The 19,963-nt window shown below is 65.9% G+C and carries 17 protein-coding genes; 3 read left to right on the top strand and 14 right to left on the bottom strand.

The annotated features are described in order from the left end of the window. The first annotated feature begins 17 nt into the window (after nt 1-17). The gene (locus KHC28_RS01895; RefSeq protein WP_214006638.1) at nt 18-413 is read left to right on the top strand and encodes a DoxX family protein; all 396 of its coding nucleotides are present in this window, start codon (nt 18-20) and stop codon (nt 411-413) included. Between the two features lie 1,116 nt (nt 414-1,529). On the opposite strand, the gene KHC28_RS01890 is transcribed toward KHC28_RS01895, so the two are convergent. The 7 genes from KHC28_RS01890 to KHC28_RS01860 all read right to left on the bottom strand — a co-directional run bounded on the left by KHC28_RS01890 (nt 1,530) and on the right by KHC28_RS01860 (nt 11,381). Then, nucleotides 1,530-1,877: a hypothetical protein gene (locus KHC28_RS01890; RefSeq protein WP_214006637.1), complete on the bottom strand. Its 348-nt coding sequence runs from the start codon at nt 1,875-1,877 to the stop codon at nt 1,530-1,532. An 820-nt stretch (nt 1,878-2,697) separates the two neighbouring features. Then, a complete protein-coding gene (locus KHC28_RS01885; protein WP_214006636.1) occupies nt 2,698-4,368 on the bottom strand; it encodes a cyclic peptide export ABC transporter in 1,671 nt (556 codons plus the stop codon). Further along, the gene (fhuB, locus tag KHC28_RS01880) at nt 4,365-6,362 is read right to left on the bottom strand and encodes a Fe(3+)-hydroxamate ABC transporter permease FhuB (RefSeq protein WP_214006635.1); all 1,998 of its coding nucleotides are present in this window, start codon (nt 6,360-6,362) and stop codon (nt 4,365-4,367) included. Before fhuB ends, KHC28_RS01885 begins: the two co-directional genes overlap by 4 nt. Next, nucleotides 6,355-7,260 (bottom strand): ABC transporter substrate-binding protein, encoded by a 906-nt coding sequence (locus KHC28_RS01875; RefSeq protein WP_214006634.1) that lies wholly within the window; start codon nt 7,258-7,260, stop codon nt 6,355-6,357. Before KHC28_RS01875 ends, fhuB begins: the two co-directional genes overlap by 8 nt. Before the next feature lie 46 nt (nt 7,261-7,306). Next, nucleotides 7,307-9,769, bottom strand: a complete 2,463-nt coding sequence (locus tag KHC28_RS01870; protein ID WP_214006633.1) for a TonB-dependent receptor — start codon at nt 9,767-9,769, stop codon at nt 7,307-7,309. Nucleotides 9,770-9,863: 94 nt separating this feature from the next. Further along, a complete protein-coding gene (locus KHC28_RS01865) occupies nt 9,864-10,814 on the bottom strand; it encodes a FecR family protein (RefSeq protein WP_214006632.1) in 951 nt (316 codons plus the stop codon). Nucleotides 10,815-10,874: 60 nt separating this feature from the next. Continuing rightward, nucleotides 10,875-11,381: an RNA polymerase sigma factor gene (locus KHC28_RS01860; RefSeq protein ID WP_214006631.1), complete on the bottom strand. Its 507-nt coding sequence runs from the start codon at nt 11,379-11,381 to the stop codon at nt 10,875-10,877. 187 nt (nt 11,382-11,568) lie between these two features. On the opposite strand from KHC28_RS01860, the gene KHC28_RS01855 reads away from it, so the two are divergent. Continuing rightward, nucleotides 11,569-11,844, top strand: coding sequence for a class I SAM-dependent methyltransferase (locus KHC28_RS01855; protein ID WP_214006630.1), 276 nt, complete (start codon nt 11,569-11,571; stop codon nt 11,842-11,844). A 211-nt stretch (nt 11,845-12,055) separates the two neighbouring features. Here KHC28_RS01855 and KHC28_RS01850 read toward each other — a convergent pair whose 3' ends face one another. From KHC28_RS01850 to KHC28_RS01840, 3 genes are all read right to left on the bottom strand, one after another. Then, nucleotides 12,056-13,021, bottom strand: coding sequence for a DMT family transporter (locus KHC28_RS01850; RefSeq protein WP_214006629.1), 966 nt, complete (start codon nt 13,019-13,021; stop codon nt 12,056-12,058). A gap of 88 nt (nt 13,022-13,109) precedes the next feature. Further along, nucleotides 13,110-13,601 (bottom strand): c-type cytochrome, encoded by a 492-nt coding sequence (locus KHC28_RS01845; RefSeq protein WP_214006628.1) that lies wholly within the window; start codon nt 13,599-13,601, stop codon nt 13,110-13,112. Between the two features lie 85 nt (nt 13,602-13,686). Continuing rightward, nucleotides 13,687-14,184 carry a ferritin gene (locus tag KHC28_RS01840; RefSeq protein WP_214006627.1) on the bottom strand — a complete coding sequence of 166 codons (498 nt, stop codon included), beginning with the start codon at nt 14,182-14,184 and terminating at the stop codon, nt 13,687-13,689. A gap of 408 nt (nt 14,185-14,592) precedes the next feature. On the opposite strand from KHC28_RS01840, the gene KHC28_RS01835 reads away from it, so the two are divergent. Then, complete coding sequence (locus tag KHC28_RS01835) at nt 14,593-15,909, top strand: carbohydrate porin (RefSeq protein ID WP_214006626.1); 1,317 nt, start codon at nt 14,593-14,595, stop codon at nt 15,907-15,909. Nucleotides 15,910-16,070: 161 nt separating this feature from the next. Here the strand turns inward: KHC28_RS01835 and KHC28_RS01830 are convergent, their stop codons facing one another. The 4 genes from KHC28_RS01830 to KHC28_RS01815 are packed head-to-tail and all read right to left on the bottom strand — an operon-like array spanning nt 16,071 to nt 19,730. Next, nucleotides 16,071-16,829: an iron ABC transporter ATP-binding protein gene (locus KHC28_RS01830; protein ID WP_214006625.1), complete on the bottom strand. Its 759-nt coding sequence runs from the start codon at nt 16,827-16,829 to the stop codon at nt 16,071-16,073. Further along, on the bottom strand, nt 16,826-17,791 hold the full coding sequence (locus KHC28_RS01825) for an iron chelate uptake ABC transporter family permease subunit (RefSeq protein WP_230362469.1): 966 nt from the start codon (nt 17,789-17,791) through the stop codon (nt 16,826-16,828). The genes KHC28_RS01830 and KHC28_RS01825 overlap by 4 nt, the downstream gene beginning before the upstream one ends. After that, nucleotides 17,784-18,773: an ABC transporter permease gene (locus KHC28_RS01820; RefSeq protein ID WP_214006623.1), complete on the bottom strand. Its 990-nt coding sequence runs from the start codon at nt 18,771-18,773 to the stop codon at nt 17,784-17,786. The genes KHC28_RS01825 and KHC28_RS01820 overlap by 8 nt, the downstream gene beginning before the upstream one ends. Before the next feature lie 15 nt (nt 18,774-18,788). Continuing rightward, the gene (locus tag KHC28_RS01815; protein WP_214006622.1) at nt 18,789-19,730 is read right to left on the bottom strand and encodes a siderophore ABC transporter substrate-binding protein; all 942 of its coding nucleotides are present in this window, start codon (nt 19,728-19,730) and stop codon (nt 18,789-18,791) included. Between the last annotated feature and the right edge of the window lie 233 nt (nt 19,731-19,963).

Here is a 19,963-nt window from a genome sequence, read left to right as displayed (position 1 = left end):
GAACAAAGGTGCCGCCCATGATCTCGACGATGAAATCGCTGCAGCCCTATCTGCTCAGCCTGCTGCGCGTCATATCCGCGCTCGTCCTCTTCAGCTACGGGACGCAGAAGATCCTGCGCTTTCCCTATGTCGACGGCGTTCCACCGGTCGGCTCGCTTGCCTGGATCGCCGGCCTGTTCGAGCTGATCCTGGGTTTCCTAGTCCTGATCGGCTTCCAGACCCGCATCGCCGCCTTCGTGCTGTCCGGCGTGATGGCTTTCGCCTATTTCCTTCGGCATGCGCCGCAGAGCTTCTACCCCGCGCAGAATGGCGGCGTGGCTGCCATCCTGTTCTGCTTCGTCTTTCTCTACCTGTCCGCCGCCGGCGCCGGGCCGTTCAGCATCGACGCCGCCCGTGATCGGGCGCCAGTCTAGGTTGTCCGAGGGGAGGCAGGCAGAGAGCTGCTAGGTTTGCGACGGCACCCCGGCACAGATTGGCCAAGGAAGGCGGCGCGCACCGGCGAGCGGTGGTCGCTGCTGATGCTGCCGAGCAGCCCGGCCGACCACTTCACCTTGCTGATTGGTCGGGAGGGTTTCGGTCCGCACCTTCGGGAGGAAGAACTTGTGGTTGTGGATCCGAGCGACAATGAGCCGGAGTCGGGAGAGTTCTACGCCATCGCCTATGGGAGCGCCTTTGGCGCGAATGGCGTGATCTATCGGCTCTGCCAGATCAAGCAGAGATGGGGCTTCTTGAGATCGGACGGCATCCTCTACAGCTCTCGACCTCGGAAAGGGACTTATGCCCTGCCACCGAGGCGATTTCGTTCGCCGAACAACCAGCCTCGGCGAGCCGGCGCGCCGCGGCCTTCCGCAGGGCCGTGGGTCACGCAGTTGTCGGACAGCCCGCCGCACCAATGGTGTCAGCCGTCCAGTTGCCAAATCCTACCGCCGTAACGGGCTTCCCCTCATAGGTCGTCAGGATAACCTGTGGGGGGCGAGCTCGTCGCTAGAATGGCATCTAGGTCGGCATGAAGAAGCGCCCATACCTTTGTGCCCATCTTCTGTTGAACGATGCGAATCGCTCCGCCGTCGATATCCCTCCACGACATGCGGACAACATCCGACCGGTGCTGCCCAGTGTATCCCCACCCGCGCACCCATGGCCGGAGCTACCATGACCTCCGCCGAGCTCCAGTCCGCCCTCGCAAGGCTGGATCGTTCGCCTAGGGCGGTGGCTAGGCCGCTCGGCGTGGACGTCCGTACGGCACGTCGTTGGGCGACCGGCGGGAAGCCGATCCCCGATACCGGAGCGGCGCAGCTCACGGCAATGATCGCGGCCGGCGGCGTGCCGACAGAGTTGGCGGCGCGACGGCTCTCGTTGCTGGAGCAGCATCTCCATCCGATGACGTGGCGCCGCCTGGCAGCGCGATCTCTGGGCCTTCGGCGGGGGGCGGCGTTGCGATCTGGGGGGCAGCGTATCGACTAAGCGGTAAGATGTCGGCGGCTACCGCGAATTGTCCGCTTTCAATTTTCGTCCTTGGCGGCCCGATCCTACCCTTCGGCGGTCGCCCCCAAGGCTAGCCGTACTTCGGGAACGAGTAAGCGCGTGTCCTGCTTCGCCAGACACTGGTCAATCCCAATCGCCTCGAGGGCGAGCAGGTGCTGGCTCTCAAGAGGCTGAGCGCCTTGTTCCATCGCGATGTAAACGTGGAATGGGACGCCCAGTCGATTAGCCAACGCTTCCGGCGGCATCTGCCATTTTTCGCGAATGGCGATGAGCTTCTTCGGGCCCATTCCACCATCGTCCGCCGACGCCTGGCTGTCTGGCGCGCCGATGAACGACGCCAACAGCAGGGCAGCGGAAATCTTGAGCTTCGAAAGGTGCTTCGTGACGGACATTGGTCGATCTCATGCGGTCAAAGGCGTTGTTCGACGAACCACCACGCTCGAATTTTGTTCCGCTGATGGCACGACAACACGGTAAGCGGCAATGGTAGCGTGGGTATTGTTGGATCAACCGCATCTTGCCTGGAGGCGCGCCGGCCGCCCACGCAGAAGCGATTAGTGCTTATGTTTGCGATCATAGACTACCAAGCTGACCACGTAGCCCACGACGATAGCGGCCCAAAACCCCAATCCGAACGGCATAGCAGCTCTCCCATTGGCATATGCACGTTATAATAACGTCGCTTATGGTTTTTGGGGACGGTAACGGCTTGAGTGATCAGCGGCTGGCATGGACACCCTCCTGAAACGCACGGTATTTTCGCTCGGCGGTGCTGAGATGGAGTGCGCAATGGATCGTCGCGGATTTCTGTTCGGATTACTCGGCCTTGTAGGGGCGGGGGCAGCAGCAGGTCTTGTCGCATCTCCTGCCGAAGCATCCGTCTTGGGCCAACTGAAGAACGCTGTTCCTGCCGGCCCCGAGCCAGCGACAGAAGCCGTGGGAGCGGCGCCGGACGGAACGCCAGCAGACGTGACACAGTGGGGACCGCCTCCTCGCCCGGTGCCGGGCCAGCGCCGGCGCGGAAGGCGTGTTCGTGTCTGTCGTCGGGTTCGGAATCGCTGGGGCCGCAGGTACACTCGCTGCTGGTACGAGTGGAGGTAGTGCCCCAGCCGACGCCGAATGGGCTGGGCTCGGCGTTCACTCCAGCGTGTCATCTAGGGGAGCGGGCCCTGTTAGGCTGGCCGTATCGATCTCGCGTGTGAACAAGCTTCGTTAAGGATTTCTCACCTTGCGTACCGCCTCGGCCTGCGGATTGATGGTCTCGGCAATCTCGCCGCCTTCCATACGGATCACGCGATCAGCGTAATGAAAGTATCGATCGTCATGGCTGATGACGATCAGCGTTTTGCCTTGCGCCTTCAGCTCCGCGAGGATTTCGACATAGAAAATACGGCGGAAGGCCGGGTCCTGATCCGCTGCCCATTCGTCGAACACGACGATGGGACGCTCATCCAGATAGGCCTGAATCAGGGCCAGTCGCTTGCGCTGCCCGGTGGACAGGTCGGTGGTCGAGAAGCGCCCGTCGCGGATTGTCACCTTGCCGTCCAGATCGAGCCGGCGGAGATGACGGCTGGCCGTGTCCGGCGGCTCCGCCCGGGCGGCGATGTCGTCGAACAGGAAGTAGTCGGCAAAAACCGGGGAGAACATCTGGCGATAGGCGTCGCGTGTCGCCGGGGTGACGGCCACTCCATCGACATGGATGGAGCCGGCATTTGGTGTGTACAGACCGAGCAGTAGCTTGATCAGTGTGGTCTTGCCCGAACCGTTTTCCCCGACGACGAACAGGATTTCGCCAGCATGAATCGTCAGGTCCAGCGGGCCGACGGTGAATGGCGCCACACTCGCCGATGGGGGGAAGGCATAGGCGATGCTACGCATCTCGATGGTCCGGGGGGCGGCGAACGGCTCGCGATCTGTGGTCAGTAGCCCGTTCTCGGCATCGGCGAAGGCATCGCGGAGGTTGGCGAGCTTATGCAGCGCCACCTGCGCCTGCCCGATGGCCGGCAGCGCCCCGATCAGCTGCTGCATCGGGCCCTTGATATAGAGCAGCACCAGCACGAAGCCCGAGAGCGTCTCGGCCGGCAGCGCGAAGCCGGCTTGCAGCGCGAGCAGCAGGCCGATGACCAGAAAGAAAATGACTGAGCCGAAGGCGTTTGCCGTCATGTAGACGCGCATGGCGCGGATCCGCAGGTCACGGATACTGCCGATGGTGCCGCCCAGTTGCTCGTTGCGCATGCGGAGCCGGCGAGCACGATTCATGCGCAGTTCCTTCGCACCGTCGGCGATCGCTCGGTAGTGCTGCTGGAGTTCGTCCTGCCGTTCCCGCGCCACCTCGAATCCCGCCCGGCCACGGTTGCGCGCCCGCGCGTGCATCATCGTCCCGACAGCCAGCGCGGCCATGGCGACAAGGGCCATCGCGGGCGACAAAACGAAGAGATAGACGAGGCCGCCCATCGTGATCGCTAGCGCGATCGCAAGGCTGGAGAAGGCGAAGGTGAAACCGCTGATCACTTCGATGTCGTGATTGAGGGCGGCAACCAGCCGATGCGCGCGGAAACGTTCGATCCGGTCGATCGGCGCCGTCAGGATGCGGTCGGTCAGGTCCCTGCGCAGGCCGGCGACCACTTGTTGGCCGACAAAGCTGTTGCCGAGATCCGAAGCGACCTCGCCGAGCACGGCCACGAAGCATAGACCGGCAAAGGCGGCGAGCAAGGGTAGTCCAGCCCCGCCCGGCGCGTGCAGGGCGGCGTTGATCGTCGCCAGCAGCCAGGCGGTCGCGAGGCCGCCGGCGACCCCGGCGAGCGTCGCGCCCATCGCGATAGGCCAGAACGGTCGCAGCAGGCGGACGACCTCGCCGACCAGCCGGCGATCCGAGATCATCATCGACGTATCCATAACAGGAGGAGGAAAAGCGGTGCGCCAAGGACGGAGCTCACCAGGCCAGCGGGAATCTGCCAGGGGAACAGCAGGTTGCGTCCGAGCCAATCGGCCAGCACCAGCAGGGTGCCGCCGATGAGCGCCGATCCGGCTAGCTGCGCGAGCGGGCGTTGCAGACCGGCGAGCCGAGCCATGTGCGGTGCCATCAGGCCAACAAAGCTCAACGGGCCGATGATCAGTGTCGCCGCACCTGTCGCCGCCGCCGCGATGGCGAGCAGCGTCACCCGGCTCTTGGTCACACCGAGGCCGAGGGCGCGTGCCGCTCCGCCGAGCGGTAGCAGGTCCAGCCACCGTGCCGTCAGGCTGGCGGCGACGAACAGCGTTACCGCCAGTGCCAGCGCAACACAGGCCTCGCTCGCGCCCACCCGATAGGTGGAGCCGGACATCCAGGCGAGCAGCGCCGCTGTGCGCGGGTCGCCCATTGCCAGCACCACCGACGCGACGCCGTTGAATAGCGTGGCGAGCGAGACCCCGATCAGCAGCAGGCGGTTTGGCGCGAAGCCGGAACGCCAATTGAAGGCCAACACCAACGCGAGGCTCGCCGCCGCTCCGAGCATGGCTGCCGGCATCAGGCCGAGGCGGTCGAAGCCGGGGACCACAAACAGCAATCCCATGACGCCGAGGGCGGCGCCGGAGGAGATGCCGAGCACTTCCGGGCTTGCCATCACATTGCCGGTCACCTTCTGCATCAGAGTGCCGGCAAGCGCCAGCAGCATGCCGGCGCCCATTGCCGCCAGCACGCGCGGCGCCCGCCAGGGCAGGATGTCCGGCGCTGCCTCTGCTGACAGCCAGCCCCACCCCGCTTTTCCCTCGCCGAAGATCAGCGCAAGCAGAGCGCAGAGCGCTAGCCCGGCGGCCAGCAAGGCGATGGCGCCAAGCGGCCGGCGCGCCCGCCAAGCGACCGACGTATGCGCAGGATCGTGCACGGTCGTTACCTGCCGGCGGCGCAGGATGATCCACAAGAGAAGCGGTGCGCCCAGCAGCGCGGCGGTGCTGCCGGTCGGTAGGGCACCCCGAAAGACCGCTACCGACTGCACCAATGAGTCGATCAGCCAGAGCAGCACGACGCCGACGAGCATCGACCAGATTAGCCGCTCGCCCAGCGTGCGTGCCCCGAGCAGCCGCGCCAGATGCGCACTGGCGAGGCCTATGAAGCCGATCACTCCCACCGCGGCGACGCAGACCGCCCCGAGTGCCACGGCAACCGTGCTGGCGATCAGCCGGACATGCCACGGCAGGATGCCGAAGCTGCGCGCATGCTGGTCGCCTAGCTGCAAGTGTGCCAATGGTCGCCGGATAAGCATCACGATGGCGATTGCCAACGTCAGCCAGGGAGCGACGGCGATGACGTTGCCCCACCCGTTCTGTGCCAGCGTGCCACTTTGCCAGACGAACAGCGCCGTCAGGTTCTCGTGGTTCAGCACGGCAAGGCTGCCACCGAGTGCACCGCAGAGCAGGTTCAACGTGAGGCCGGCGAGAATGACCGTCACCGGTGCGAAGCCGGCGCCGCGCGCGATGGACAGGACCAGTATCCCCGCCAGCGCCGCGCCGCCCAGAGCCACCCACTGTGGGCCAAGATCGAGGAGCCCCGGCGCATGGATCGATGTGGCTGCCAGAGCAAGATAGGCACCCGAGGCCGTGCCCACCGTACTGGTGTCGGCCATGGGATTGTGTAGGGCGCTCTGTAGAAGCGTGCCCGCCAGTGCCAGCGCTGCTCCGACGATCCAGCACATGAGGATGCGCGGCACCGCCGTCTGGGCGAAGACCAGCATCGGCACGTCGGCGCCGGGATCGGCGAGCGCCCGCCACCAGAGGCTGACGGGCAGCGAACCGGCCAGACGATGAACGCTTAGTCCCCCGGCCGCCAGCGCCATCGCCAACACGAAGGCCGGCAAGGCGGGGAAGCTGCGGAGGACTCGAGCGGCGGCGGCCTCAGCCATCGAGACGGCGACCTGCCTCGCCTCCGAGAGCGGCATCAAGCACGGTCAGGGTCCGCAGGACGGATGGCAGCCCACCGAGGGCATAGAACGGTGGAATGGCGCGGACCCGTCCCTCGCGCACCATGGGCAGCATCCGCCAGAGCGAACTGCCCGCGAGCGCCCGTTCGGCCCGTCGCGTACGCGCTCCCTGATCGAGATAAAGCAGGATTGCGTCCGGGCTGTCGGCCAACTCGGCGATGTCGACCAGCGCGTTGCCGAAAGCGGAGGTCGGGCGCTTCAGCGCGTTGCGCAGGCCGAGGCGCAGCATCAGATCGTGCACCCAGCTGCCGGGACCGTAGAGGAACAGCTGCGTGCCGTTCTCGTGCAGCACACCGACATAGACCGGGCGGGACAGGCGCCCGGCCAGCCGGTCACCCGAACGGGCGAGGTCGGCGTCGAAGGCGTCGAGACAGGCCTGCGCCTGTAGTTGCCGACCTGTAGTCTCGCCGATCTGCGTCAGCGCCGCCCGGGCATTGCCCAGCGCGTCGCCGCGCCCGTCGATGATCGTCACCGTCTGCACCGGTGCGATGCGGCCAAGCAGCGGCACGAGGCCGGTCTGCCAGTTGGAAACAAAGATGCGCTCCGGAGCGAGCCCGGCGAGCAGCTCCAGATTGGGCTCCGCCCGCGAGCCGAGGTCGTCCACCTCCGCCGGTAGCGCGGGGTCGGGCAGCCATTGGCGATAGGTCGCCGTCTCCGCCACGCCGAGCGGCACGACGCCGAGCGCCAGCAGGCTCTCGGCCGCCGCCCAGTCGGTCGACGCGATGCGCGGCGGTGCGGCGGCGCGTGCCGGTCGTGAAAGCGCCGGGGAAAGTGTCGCACAGCACAGGGCGGAGCCGGCCAGGAACCGCCGGCGGTCCATCGGGCGCCCCGGTTGCCGCGTGCGCTGCGGTGCAGACCTGCTCATGTCAGAAATTGAAGGTGGTGGACATGAGGAAGGTCCGCGGCGCGCCGCGGGCGAGGCCGAAGGAGGAGGACGCCGCGGCCCAATAGCTCTCGTCGAAGGCGTTTTCCAACGTGGCGCGGATGGTCACTGGCTTGCCGTTGGCGCCCGCGAAGGTGTAGCGGCCGCCGAGATCGACGCGGGTCCAGTCGGGGATGCTCTGGATGTTGTCGACGCTGGCATATTGCGAGGAGGTGTAGATCACCCGGCCGGTCAGCGTCAGCCCGTCGATGAAGGGAGTGTCCCATTCCGCGCCGAGATTGAGCTGCACGTCGGGTACGCCGACGGCGGCCTTGCCGTCATAGGTGCCGTTGGCGGTCTTGGTCTGCACGCCGTCCATGAAGGCCACGCCGCCCAGCAGCCGCAGTGCCGGCGTGATCTCGCCGAACACGTTGATTTCGACACCGCGGTTTCGTACCTCGCCATCGATGCCGTAGACATTGGAGGCCGCGTCGAGGACGCCGCTCGGCTGCTCGATCTGGAACACGCTGAGCGTGGTGGTGATCTGGCCGAAATCGACCTTCACGCCGGCTTCCATCTGCTTCGACTTGATAGGCGCGAAGGCTTGTCCGACATTGACAGAGCCGGCCGGCGCCACCGGGCCTTGGCTCAGCCCCTCGATGTAGTTGGCGTAGAGCGAGGTGTTCTGCCATGGCTTCAGCACGATGCCGACCGCCGGGGTGATCGCGTCCTCGTCATAGTCGGCGGTTTGCAATCCGGTCGCTGCGCTCCAGCCCTGCTGCTCCACATTCTGATAGCGGGCGCCGAGGATGAGCTGCACGCGATCGTCGAGCGCATAGAGGCTGTCGGCCACGGCGAAGCTGGTCAGGGTCGAGGCGCTGGTCTTGGGGGCGCTGGTCGCGTAGCCGCTGAGATTGGGCTCGGCGAACGGCGTCGGCGCGTAGATGTTCGACGAGTAAGTCGCCACCACTGGCGCCACCACGCCCATCTCGTTGTGCAGGCCGCTGGCGCTGACGGTCAGCTCGTGGCGGATTGAGCCGGTGTCGAACTTCGTCCGCACGCCGGCCTCGCCGGTGAGTGTGTCGACATAGTTCGGCTGGAGATACACGTTGGCGGCGAAATTGCCGGTCGGGTTGGTCAGGTAAATGAAATTGTACAGCCCGAGGAAGTCGTTGCGCCGGGCGCCGACCGTGGCGTAGGCGGTGACGTTGTCGGTAATGTCGACTTCGCCGCGCACGATGCCGAGCAGGTCCTCGCCATCGGCATAGAACCAGTCCTGGCCGAGATTGGCGGAGGCGTCCGGCGCCGCTGGCACCGGGACGGCGCCTGCCCGCAGATAGACTGGTCGCGCCGGGTTGTCGGCATAGTTCTTCTGGTAGATCAGGTCGGCCGAGAGCCGCACGCGATCACCGCGATAGTCGAGCCCCAGAGCCGCCTCGCCGAGTTCGTTCGACTGGCCGTCGACCGGTGCGTCGCCATTGGTGTAGGCGCCGTTGACGCGCACGCCGAACTGCTTCTCGTCGCCGAAACGGCGCGACACGTCGATCTTGCCACCGAACTGGCTGTCGGAGATGTAGCCGAGCGTGAGCTGCGTCAGCGGGTCGTCTCCGGCACGCTTGGTGGTGAGATTGATGGTGCCGCCGATGCTGCCCTGCGGCGGCATGCCGGTCAGCATCGTGCCGGGCCCCTTGAGGATCTCCAGACGCTCCACCCAGGCCGTCCCGGCCATCTGGTAGGGCACGAGACCATAGAGCCCGTTGATGGAGATGTCGGCATTGGCGAGCGGAAAGCCGCGGATGAAGAACTGGTTCGAGTAACTGCCATCCGCCCAGGTGGTGCGCACCGAGGGATCGTTCTTCGTCACGTCGGCGACGCTGCGGGACTGCTGGTCCTCGATCGTCTTCGACGTGTAGGTGACGACGTTGAACGGCGCGTCCATGATGTCGCGATTGCCGAGCATGCCCAGCTGACTCGCCACGGCGACCTGCCCGCCGGCATAAGGCGGGGGAAGTTCGCCCTGGCCGTCGACGGTGATGGTGTCGAGGGCGATGCCAGTGGCGGCCGCCCCTCCCGCATCACTGCCTTCGGGTGCCGAAGGATCGAAGATGCGTACCGTGGTCGCACCGGTGAAACTGTAGCCGAGCCCGGTGCCTTCGAGCAGGCGTGCCACTGCCTGCTCCGGCGTTAGCTGGCCGCTCACGCCTGCCGTTCGCCGGCCGACCGTGAGCGTACTCGGATAGAGCAGACGGAGATTGGCCTGGCGCCCGAGGCTCAGCAGACCGCCTTCCAGCGGACCAGCGGGAACGGACACCGTGGCCATCGCGGCAGCCGTAGTGGGTGTGGCACCCTGCGCCTGCACGGCCGTCAGGCAAGCCAGCCACGACACGCCGGCCAATCCCGCGCCCATCAGCGTGCGCCGCACGCCCCTCACCATTTCCGCCTGCATGTCGACCCCTGCCGCACCCATTGCCCATCGAACGCCGCCACCCGTCGGCATCCTCCCGATGAGCTAGAGTCGAAACGGCGGATGCCTCCTGACGTCGCCTTGCGAAAAATCTTGCTCAGCGGGAGCGCACCACCACCATCATCCCGGTGAGATGACTGATCGCGACCGGCAGGCTGGTCTCCAGCACCTGCAGCGCCTCGTCGGTGTCGCGGAGGTCGAAGATGCCGGACACCTTCAGGTTGGCGGCGGCATCATCGAGAACGACGATGCGGCCATGGCGATAGCGCTGGAGGGTTTCGAGCACGTCGCGCAGCGGCTGGCCGGAGAATACCAGCTTGCCGTCGCGCCAGGCCGATCGGCCGGAGATGTCGCCGGTTTCCACATCCAGCGTGCCGTCGCGGGCGACGCGCGCCATCTCACCAGGGCCCAGCACCACGCGGGCATGGGCGGATACCACCTCGACGCGGCCTTCCTCGACCTGTGCTGCTCCGCCGAAATTCTCGTCCCGCCGGACGCCGTAACGCGTGCCGAGCGCGGTGGCGCTGAGGCTGCCATCGTCGACGACGAACGGACGCGCCGGGTTGCGGGTCACCTCGAAGAAGGCTTCGCCGCGCAACAATTCGATGCGCCGTTCGGTCGCCGAATAGAGCACCCGGACGGCGCTGTCGGTGTTGAGATCTATGCGCGTGCCATCCTCGAGCGTGAAGTGGGCCACCTCGCCGACGGAGGTGTAGTGATCGGCCCGCAGGCGATCGATGAAGCCCATCTGGTAGAGCGTGGTCGCCAACGCGGCGATAAGCGCAATCGCGACGAGGTTGCCGATGATGGCCGCGCGCGAACGTCGGAGCTTCTTCAGCCGGTCAGGCCGGACCGGAACCGCCTGAAGCTCGCCCCAGAGGCTGCGCAACTCCTCGAAGGCGGCTTCATTGGCCGGGTCGAGCTTCAGCCAGTCCCGGAAGTCGCGACGGTCCTCGTCGGTGGCATCGCGCGATTGCAGACGCGCCACCCAGCCGGCGGCCTCTTCCGCCCGGCGGTCGTCTCCGCTCGCTCCGCTCTGTCCTGCCATTGAGGCCCCTGCGCCGCTCTCATTAACTAGAGTCGATCGGAGCTTATGACCTGACGTCGCTCACGAGAAAATCTCGGCGCGAACTTTCCGGCAATGCAGCAGAGCACGGATGATGTGCTTCTCGACCATGTTGCGCGAGATGCCCAGCAGCTCGGCGATCTCGCCATTCGCAAGGCCGTGCAGCCGGCTCAGAATGAACACCTGCTGGCAACGGTTCGGCAGTTGCTCGATCGCCTTGGCCATCAGCAGCAGCTGTTGCCGCCCGAGGAGGATGCGCTCCTGCCCCGGCGCGTCGTCGGCGGCCGTCATGGCAGCCTCTTCCGACACGAAGAGAGACGCTTCCGCCGAACGGCGAACCGAAGCCGACCGCGCCACCGATTTCGCCACCTGGAACAGATAGGCCTGCGGGTTCTCGATGATGGTGGTCGGCGGCACGTCGAGCATGCGCAGGAAGGTCTCCTGCGTCGCGTCGGCGGCATCCTCCCGATTGCGCAGCCGGCGCTGGAAGAAACGCCGCAGCCGGCCTGCCTCCGCCAGATGCAGCTTGTGCAAGGAGATCGTGCTCATTCGCCGACGCGCGCGTCCCTGTGGGCAACGGAGTTCAGACCCGTATGTAGCGCAGCTACGAATAGATGTGCAAATTCAATAGTTTATATGAAATCTAAACTGGCGCCAGAGATGAGCGTCCGACGTTCAGGCGGTAGATGTTTTGAGGAGCGCACATGTAGGCCTTCCACGCCTAATTGAGGAGCCGATGGCGGCGCTCCGCACGGCGCATCGGCTGCTGCGGCCGGGCGGACGCGTCGTCCTCTCGGACGGACTGTGGTCGGTCGCACCGCACTATCGAGCGACCTATGCGCCGGAGATCGCGGTCCGTCTACCGCTGCATGACGGCCTCACCCAGATACGGGCGGAGCGGATGCTGGCCGAGGCCGGCTTCCCGGTGGCGCAAGGCTGGCAGCATCTGTTCCCGGCCTCGCCCTATCCGGGCGACGTGCCGGTCTTCGTGCTGAGCGCGGTGAAGCCGTAATGCGGGCTTGAGGATCGGCGCTGCAAGGTGCCGCCCTCACACCGAACACTCCAGCTTCCGCGAGGCCTATGAGAGCGGATCCGAGTGCCCGCGACCGGCTCGCCGGCGGCTCCGTTAGGATGGGCAACGCCGATCGTGGGGCGAGAGGTCGAGACATCGTCCGCCAGCCCGGTTCATTGGCGGTGCCACAGGCGCCACGGCAGCCGAAGGGCTATTCGAGGGCATCCTCCACGTTCACGCGACGCTGCAAGCCATCCTGCGCCGACTTGATCGCGAGGGTGGCGCCGACGACCACCAGACCGGCGCCGACAATCAGCGGCGTACCCGGGACACGGTCGAGGAAGACCCAGTCGAACAGCATCGAGAACAGCACGGCCATATACATGAACGGCCCGATCAGTTCGGCATTCGGCAGCAGGCGGTAGGCGCAGTCGGTCAAAAGCTGATCGACGATGGCCACCACGGCCATGGCGATGAAGGCGGCGATCACGACGATAACCAGTTGCTCGCCGTTCATCTCCGGCGCGGAATGGGCGACACGCGTCTCCCCGGGACTGAGGATTGCGTAGACGGCGAGCGGCAGCGACAGGATAGCCGCGAGACCGAAGGTCTGGATGAACGTGGTCCGCGCACTCTGATCATAGGTGCGGGCGATCTTGTAGAGCAGCAGTTTCGAGATGGTCGCGGCCACTCCCGAGCAGAGTGCCGCGATCGTCGCGAAGTCCAGCGCGAGCGAGGCGCCTTCCCATGGCTGCAACACGACGAGCAGGCCGGTAAACCCGAAAAGCAGGCCGACCAAGGTGAGACGGCCCATCCTCTCTCCAAGCCACGCCCACGCCAGCAAGGGAAACAGCAACGGCGAGATGTGGTGCAGCAGGACCACCTTGGCGAGCTGGCCTTCGAAAAGGGCAAGTACGTGAAGGATCTGTCCCCCTGCCACGAAACAGGCGCGAACCAAGGCCGGGCGCAGCGAAGGCGCCAGGATGCCCGCCCACACCGATCGGTCGGCGATCAGCGCAACGATCAGCACCGGCAGCACGATATGGGCGCTGGCGACAACCGCCGGAGGGACGAATTTGGTATAGACCGTGAGGATCGCCAGCAGCGAGGCGCAGGCCGACGCGATCAGCATGAACAGAATGCCACGCCATAGGCTGTGGCCTTTTCCGCTGTTCATGCCCTCGAACCTGCCATCGCGAGCGAATGATGATCGCCGGGTGCGGCGTTGCCAGCTGCTCGTGTGACTATCATTCGTTCCGATCGTCCTAGGGGGCGGCCAGCGGGTCGGGCTCGCCCGCCGGGTTCACACGATACGCCGCATGGCAGGCTTTGCAGGTTGCCGCCAGAGCATCATAGGCCGGTGCAAAAGCCGCAGGCCCGTTAGGCGCGGCGGTGGCGGCGGCGGCTGCCGTTGCCTGAAGCCGGGAGATGTAGGCGGAGAAATCGGCGAAGTTCTGCCAGATCGCCGGAGATGCGCGCGTCCCCTCGCCGCTCTCGCTGCCATAGGGAAACATGGCCGGCAGCTTCACTGCCATGGCGGAGATGGAGTCCATGGCCGCGGCAGCCGCCTGCTCGTCATAGGGTACGTGCCCCTTGACCATCGCGGATGCCGCCTTGTGGGCCTCGGATAGTTCCCCCATCGCCTCCTGGCGGGCGGCGATGGGATCGCCTGTTTGAGCCGTAGCCGTACCCGCCCGCAAGAATGCGAGTCCAACGAACGCGACGATCGTGGCTGCGCACGCAAAGGCACGTCTCATGTTCCAGTCCCGTTTCCGAAACACGTCCTTGCAGCGCCCCCGAACCGTGCCGCGCCACCATCTCGGCACGCGCGGCACGCATGGCTCATCCGCTGGCGGCGAGCGCGGCGAGTTCGCGGTCGATATAGTAGTTGGCGTGCGGGCCCTTCCCGATGAGATCGATCCGGTCGAGAATCTTCCGGCACAGCTTCTCTTCTTCGTGCTGCTCGTGGGCGAACCACTGCAGGAAGGCGTCGGTCTCGTAGCTGTGCTCCTCGCGGGATATCGCGATGGCCTCGACGATATGGCGCGTCACCTTGCGCTCCTCTTCCTGGATCGCCAGGAACAGCGCACGGATGTCGGACGCCTCGATGATCGGGCGCTGGTGACCGTGGAGGCTGATCGGCGCGCTGAGATCGTCGAGGAATTCGAAGAACTTCAGCATATGGCCGAGTTCCTCCTTGGCATGGCCGAGGAAGAACTTGGTCGCCCCTTCGAAGGAGTTCGCCGAGCACCATGCCGCAGCCTGCGTATAGATGTGGTGAGCTTCCATCTCACCGTTGAGAAGCTCGTTGAGCTTGTCCTTCAGCTTTTCGCTGACCATGAATTTCCCCATAATCTTTCATTCGATCCCGTCTCGGATCGAAGGACGCACCGTGTGGTTGCAGGCCAGATCAACCACGACGCGATAAGTGTTCGCAGCAGACAGATCGAGGAAATCACGCCGGAAACGTCAAATCAAACATATGATCGACGTTATATTTCGATAATAATTTTACCAATTACAGTTTATTGGATGACATGCATGACTGAGACTCATCCTATTGACCAAGGTTCATTTTGAAAGGAACCTGTCAATTCGCATCGCAGCGGACCTTCAGGACGTTCCGGACTGCTTCGCGTTTCGCGCATGAGAAGGCAGGCCATGGTGTTTCCCGCGCAGAGAAGGTCATGGGCGCACCTGCCAGGCTGCCGCCTCGGTCGCGGAATGACGGATTTTTCAGCCAAGGCGATGGTGTCGATCGCCTGCATTCTCACCTGCTCCACGACAGGGCTGGCGGCCGACGAGCCGGACGGCTCCAGTTGGAACGATGTTCTCACCCGCTCGACGCTCACCGGCGACTGGGGAGGCGCAAGGACGGCGCTGGAAAACAAAGGCGTGACGATCACGCTCACCCAGACCAGCGATTTTCTCGCCAACCCTTCGGGCGGCATCCGGCAAGGAAGTGCCTATGACGGATTGTTCCAGCCCGAAATCGACATCGATCTGGAAAAGCTCATCGGCTGGAAGGGCGGCAACGTCCACGTGGCGGCCTATGGCGTCCAGGGGCACGGGTTGTCGCAATACGACATCGGCAACCTGCTGACCGTCACTTCGGTCGAAGCGCCGGACGGCTGGTATCTTGGCGAATTGTGGTTCCAGCAAAGCCTGCTGAACGATGTGCTGGCGATCAAGGTCGGGCGCATTCTGGCGGACCAGAATTTCGTGATCAGCGAGACGGCCGGCGTGTTCGTGAACTCCACCTTCGGCTTTCCGGGCAGCTTTGCGGTCGACCTTCCCGGTGGAGGGCCGGCCTATCCAAATGCGGTTCCCGGCGCGCAGCTCATCGTCAGGCCTGACAGCGCCTGGACCATCCAGACGGCGATATTCGAGGGCTCTCCCGATGGGAGTACCTTTTCCGCCGGCGGCGTGCTCGCCATCGCGGAACTCACCTATGCTTTCACGCCCGGCAGGAACGACTACCGACTTGCGGGAACCTACAAGATCGGCGCCTGGTACAATTCGGAAAGCTTTGACGATCTGGCGATCGCGAGCAACGGCGCATCGCTCGCCAGCCCGCTCTCATCGGGAACGCCGAGGAACGAGACGGGAAACTATGCCTTCTATGTCGTGGTCGACCAGTCGCTCTGGAGCGAGCCGGGCGCGGCCGGCCAGGGGCTCTCGGGATTTGCGCGCACGACCTTCACGCCATTGTCGGACCGCAACCAGATCAACTGGTACGTGGATGCCGGTCTGGCCTATACGGGACTATTCCCCGGCCGCGACAGCGACATTTTCGGCGTCGGCTTCGCCTATGCTCATATGAGCGGTGGCGCCTCCGACCTCGCGCGGGCAACCAACGCCTATTCCGGCGTAGTGGGGCCCGTGCCGGACTATGAGGCGGTGCTGGAGATTACCTATCAGGCGGCGGTCACGCCCTGGCTGTCGGTGCAACCCTTCTTCCAGTACGTTTTCCACCCCGGCGGCAATGCGCCCGATCCCGACGATCCGAGCGCGGCCATCAGGGACGCCAGCGTCATCGGCCTGCGGATGGCCGTGACGCTGTAATGTGCGTGAATGGAAGGTCCGACGGCACGCTGCGCGAAGCGGAACCGTCCGGGCGACGGCATTGCCCCTGGCCTTCACGGGCGTTGCCCCCGCTCCTGACCAAGGAGAGGCTCTCTCGCGGAATGAACGGTTCGAACGGCTCGGCCCCCGCCATCGCGAGCTCAGGAAAAGGGCTGGACGATCCGCGCTCCGCCGACCTCGTGCACCGACATGTCGACGCCGTAGATCATCCTGAGCGTCGATGGCACGACAATGTCCTTCGGCGATCCCATGGCGACGAGGCGGCCGGCATTCATCGCCACGATCCGGTCGCCATAGAACGAGGCGCAGTTCACGTCATGCACCACCATGACGATGCTCTTACCCAGATCGGTCACGGCGCGGCGGAGCACCTGCATCATGCTGATCGCCTGCCGGGGATCCAGATTGTTCAGTGGCTCGTCGAGGAGCAGATAGGGCGTATCCTGTGCCAGCACCATGGCGAGGAAGGCTCTCTGGCGCTGGCCTCCGGACAGTTCGAACAGCCGCCGTCCGGCGAGCGCGGCGATGTTGGCACGGTGCAGCGCATCGGCGATCTGTCGACGGTCCTCCGCAGCCAGCCGGCCCCGGCTGTGCGGGTAGCGGCCGAAGCCCACCAGTTCCTCGACGGTGAGCTGGGGCAGGATGTGGTTCTCCTGCCGGAGGATGGCGAGCTTGCGTGCCACCGCATCGGAGGCGGCGCGAAAGACGTCGAGCCCGTCCACCCGCACATGGCCGGCACTCGGCCGCAGCAGACGGGCGATCAGGCCCAGCAGCGTCGATTTTCCCGCGCCGTTGGGACCGATCAGCATGGTGAGGCTGCGGTCGGGAATCTGCAGCGAGACATCGTCCAGCACCCGCACGCCGTCACGGTCCATGCTCAGCCCTTCGATCTCGATCATTCGCGCTGGCTCCGCATGAGCAAAAGCAGGAACACCCCGCCGCCGACGAAATCGATGACCACGCCGAGCGGTATGTCGAGGCCGACCACCCGCTCCATCAGGGTCTGGCCGCCGATGAGCACGGTCACCGCGATCAGCGCGGCGGCGGGCAGCGTATCGCGATGCCGTTCGCTGGCCAGCAGGCGATAGGCGAGATTGCTGACGAGGATGCCGAGGAACAGCACCGGCCCCACCAGCGCCGTCGAGACGCAGACGAGAATGGCGGCCAGCGCGACGGTCCGGCGCTGGATGCGATCATGGTCGAGGCCGACGCCGATCGCCACGTCGCGGCCCAGAGCCAGCACGTCGAGCGCCGGGGCGAGCCGCCACACCAGTGGCAGCACCGCGAGCAGCGCCGCGCCGGCGACCGGCAGCAGCGTGACCTCGATGGTGTTGAAGCGCGCGAAGACGAGCCCCTGCAGCACCGCGAACTCGTTCGGATCGAGCACGCGCTGCATGAAGCCGGTCAGGCTGCGGCAGAACAGGCCGAACACCACGCCGCTCAGCAGCAGCAGATGCAGGTCGCCCCGGGTCCGTGCGATCAGCCCGTGGAACAGCGCCCCCGTCACCACGAGCATCAGCAGCACATGCAGCAGGAACCGCAGCTGCGGGTCGATCCCGGCCAGCCCATGGGCACCGAACGCGAACACGATCGCGGTCTGCAGCGCCACATAGAGGGCGTCGAAGCCCATCACGGAGGGCGTCAGCAGACGGTTGCGTGTGACAGTCTGGAACAGGACGGTGGAGACCGCGATCGCAACGCCCACCAGCACCATTCCCGCCAGCTTTCCTCCCCGCAGCGACAGCACGAAGCCCCAGTCGCCCTTCGCCCCAACGGTGAGGAAGGCGACGCCGGCGAGGACGGCGACGAAGGCCAGCGCCAGCAGCCGCCCGCCCGCCCGGAGCGCGCGCGGTTCAACCAAGGCGCACACGCCGCGACAGCAGCATCTGCAGGAACAGTCCGCTGCCGACCACGCCGGCCACCGTGCCGACCGGAATCTCATAGGGAAAGTGGACCAGGCGCCCGGCCATGTCGCAGAGCAGCAGGAAGGCCGCGCCGGCCAGGGCGATCCAGGGCAGCGACCGCCGCAGATTGTCGCCCATGACCAGGCAGACGCCGTTCGCCACCATGAGGCCGAGGAACGGCACCATGCCGACCGTAACGGTACAACTGGCGGTGACCAGCGCGACGACGGCGAGGCCGGCACGCACGGTCGCCCGATGGTCGAGCCCGAGATTGGTGCTGAAATTCTCGCCGAGACCCGCCACGGTGAAGCGATCGGCCGCGGCATAGGCAAGGATCGCGACGCCGCCGGCGAACCACAGCAGCTCGTAGCGCCCACGCAGCACGCCGGAGAAATCTCCGCTCGTCCAGGCGCTCAGCATTTGCACGAGATCGAATCGATAGGCGAGGAAGGCCGACGCCGCCCCGACCACGCCGCCCAGCATCAGCCCGATCAGCGGCACGACGGCATCGTCGCGCCAGGCGATGCGCCCGACGATGCGCAGGAAGATCGCCGTCCCGACGAGGGCGAATCCGGTGGCGACCAGCATCTTGCCCCAGACCGGCAGGCCGGGGGCTAGGATCGCGGCGAGCACAAGGCCGAGGCCGGCGAAATCCGCCGTCCCGGCGGTCGTCGGCTCGACGAACCGGTTGCGGAACAGCACCTGCATGAGCACGGCGGCGATCCCGAGCGACAGGCCCGCGAGCAGCACGGCCAGGGTACGCGGCAGCCGGCTGGCGAGCAGCAGGCGCAGCGCCGCCGGATCGCCGGCGAGCACCGCCCGCGGCGTGAGCCCGGCGCTTCCGACGAACAGGCTGGCGCTGGCAAGCAGGAGCAGCGCCGCCGCCACGACGGCGAGCGCCGCCGCGCCGCCTGGGCGCCGAGGGCTGGAGGGCGGCATCGGGTGCGGCATCGCTCAATGCGCCGCCGCGAGGGCGTCGGCCAGATCGTTCAGGATGACGGCGAACGACCGGCCGCCACCGCCGACAAGATACCAGCGGGCGGGATCGACATAGACGATCCGTCCGCTGCGCGCGGCGCGGGTCGCGCCGACGATCTCATTGTCCAGTACCTGGCGAGCCGAGACGCCGGCATGCCCGACGGCCGCGTCGCGATCGAGCACGATCAGCCAGTCGGGATCGGTCGCGAGAATGAACTCGAAGGACACCGCCGCGCCATGCGTCGCCGCATCGGCCTGCGCCACCGCCGGCGTCGCGCCGAGTTCGTCATAGAGCCAGCCGAAGCGGGAACCGGGCCCGAAGATGGTCAGCTTGCCGCCATTTACCATCACCATCAGCACCGTGCCGGCCTTCGCCGTCGCCTGTCGCACCCGCGCCGCCGCCCGGTCGATGTCGCCGGCGAGCGCCGCCGCCTCCGGCTCCTTGCCGAAAATGCGGCCCAGCGTGGCGACATTCCCCCGCACGCCGTCGATCATGCCGGTCGGTGGCAGGGTCAGGTCGATCGTCGGCGCGAGGCGCGCGAGTTGCGGATAGACGGCCGCCGAGCGCGCCGCCACGATGACGAGATCGGGCTTTGCCGCGTTCACCGCCTCGAAATCGGGCTCGAACAACGAGCCGATCTTCAGGTAGCGCGCCTCGCGGTATTTGCCGAGAATGTCCGGCACATGCGAGGCCGGCACGCCGGCCACCTCGACGCCGAGCGCATCGAGCGTGTCGAGCACCGCGAGATCAAAGACGAGCGCGGTCTTCGGAGGCGTGGCCACCACGGTCTCGCCCTGCGCGTGCCGCACGCGGATGTCCGCCGCGAACGTCACCGGCGCCGCCGCCGACCAGCCGAGCAGGACGAGCGCGATCGTCCACCGCCGCATACGCGCCGCGTTGCGTCGCCGTTCTCTCATCGCTCTCTCCCACTCCGATTGCCAAGACCCGCGTCACGGCATTTCGGGCGGCCGTCGCGAGGACGGCTCGCACGGATACCGCGCCGGCTGACGAGCATGTCACAGGGGCAGACAACGATCATGATGCCAGTCTGAAGTCATTTCTGCTCATCTTGGAATGATCAATCGCAATATGACACACATCATTCAAGGCTGACTCTCAGTTTTTTAACAAGTTCACTCATTATAACAAT

This window comes from Ancylobacter sonchi (genome assembly GCF_018390695.1).
In the GTDB taxonomy this organism is placed as follows: Bacteria; Pseudomonadota; Alphaproteobacteria; order Rhizobiales; family Xanthobacteraceae; genus Ancylobacter; species Ancylobacter sonchi.
This window is presented reverse-complemented; position numbering and strand designations above follow the sequence as displayed.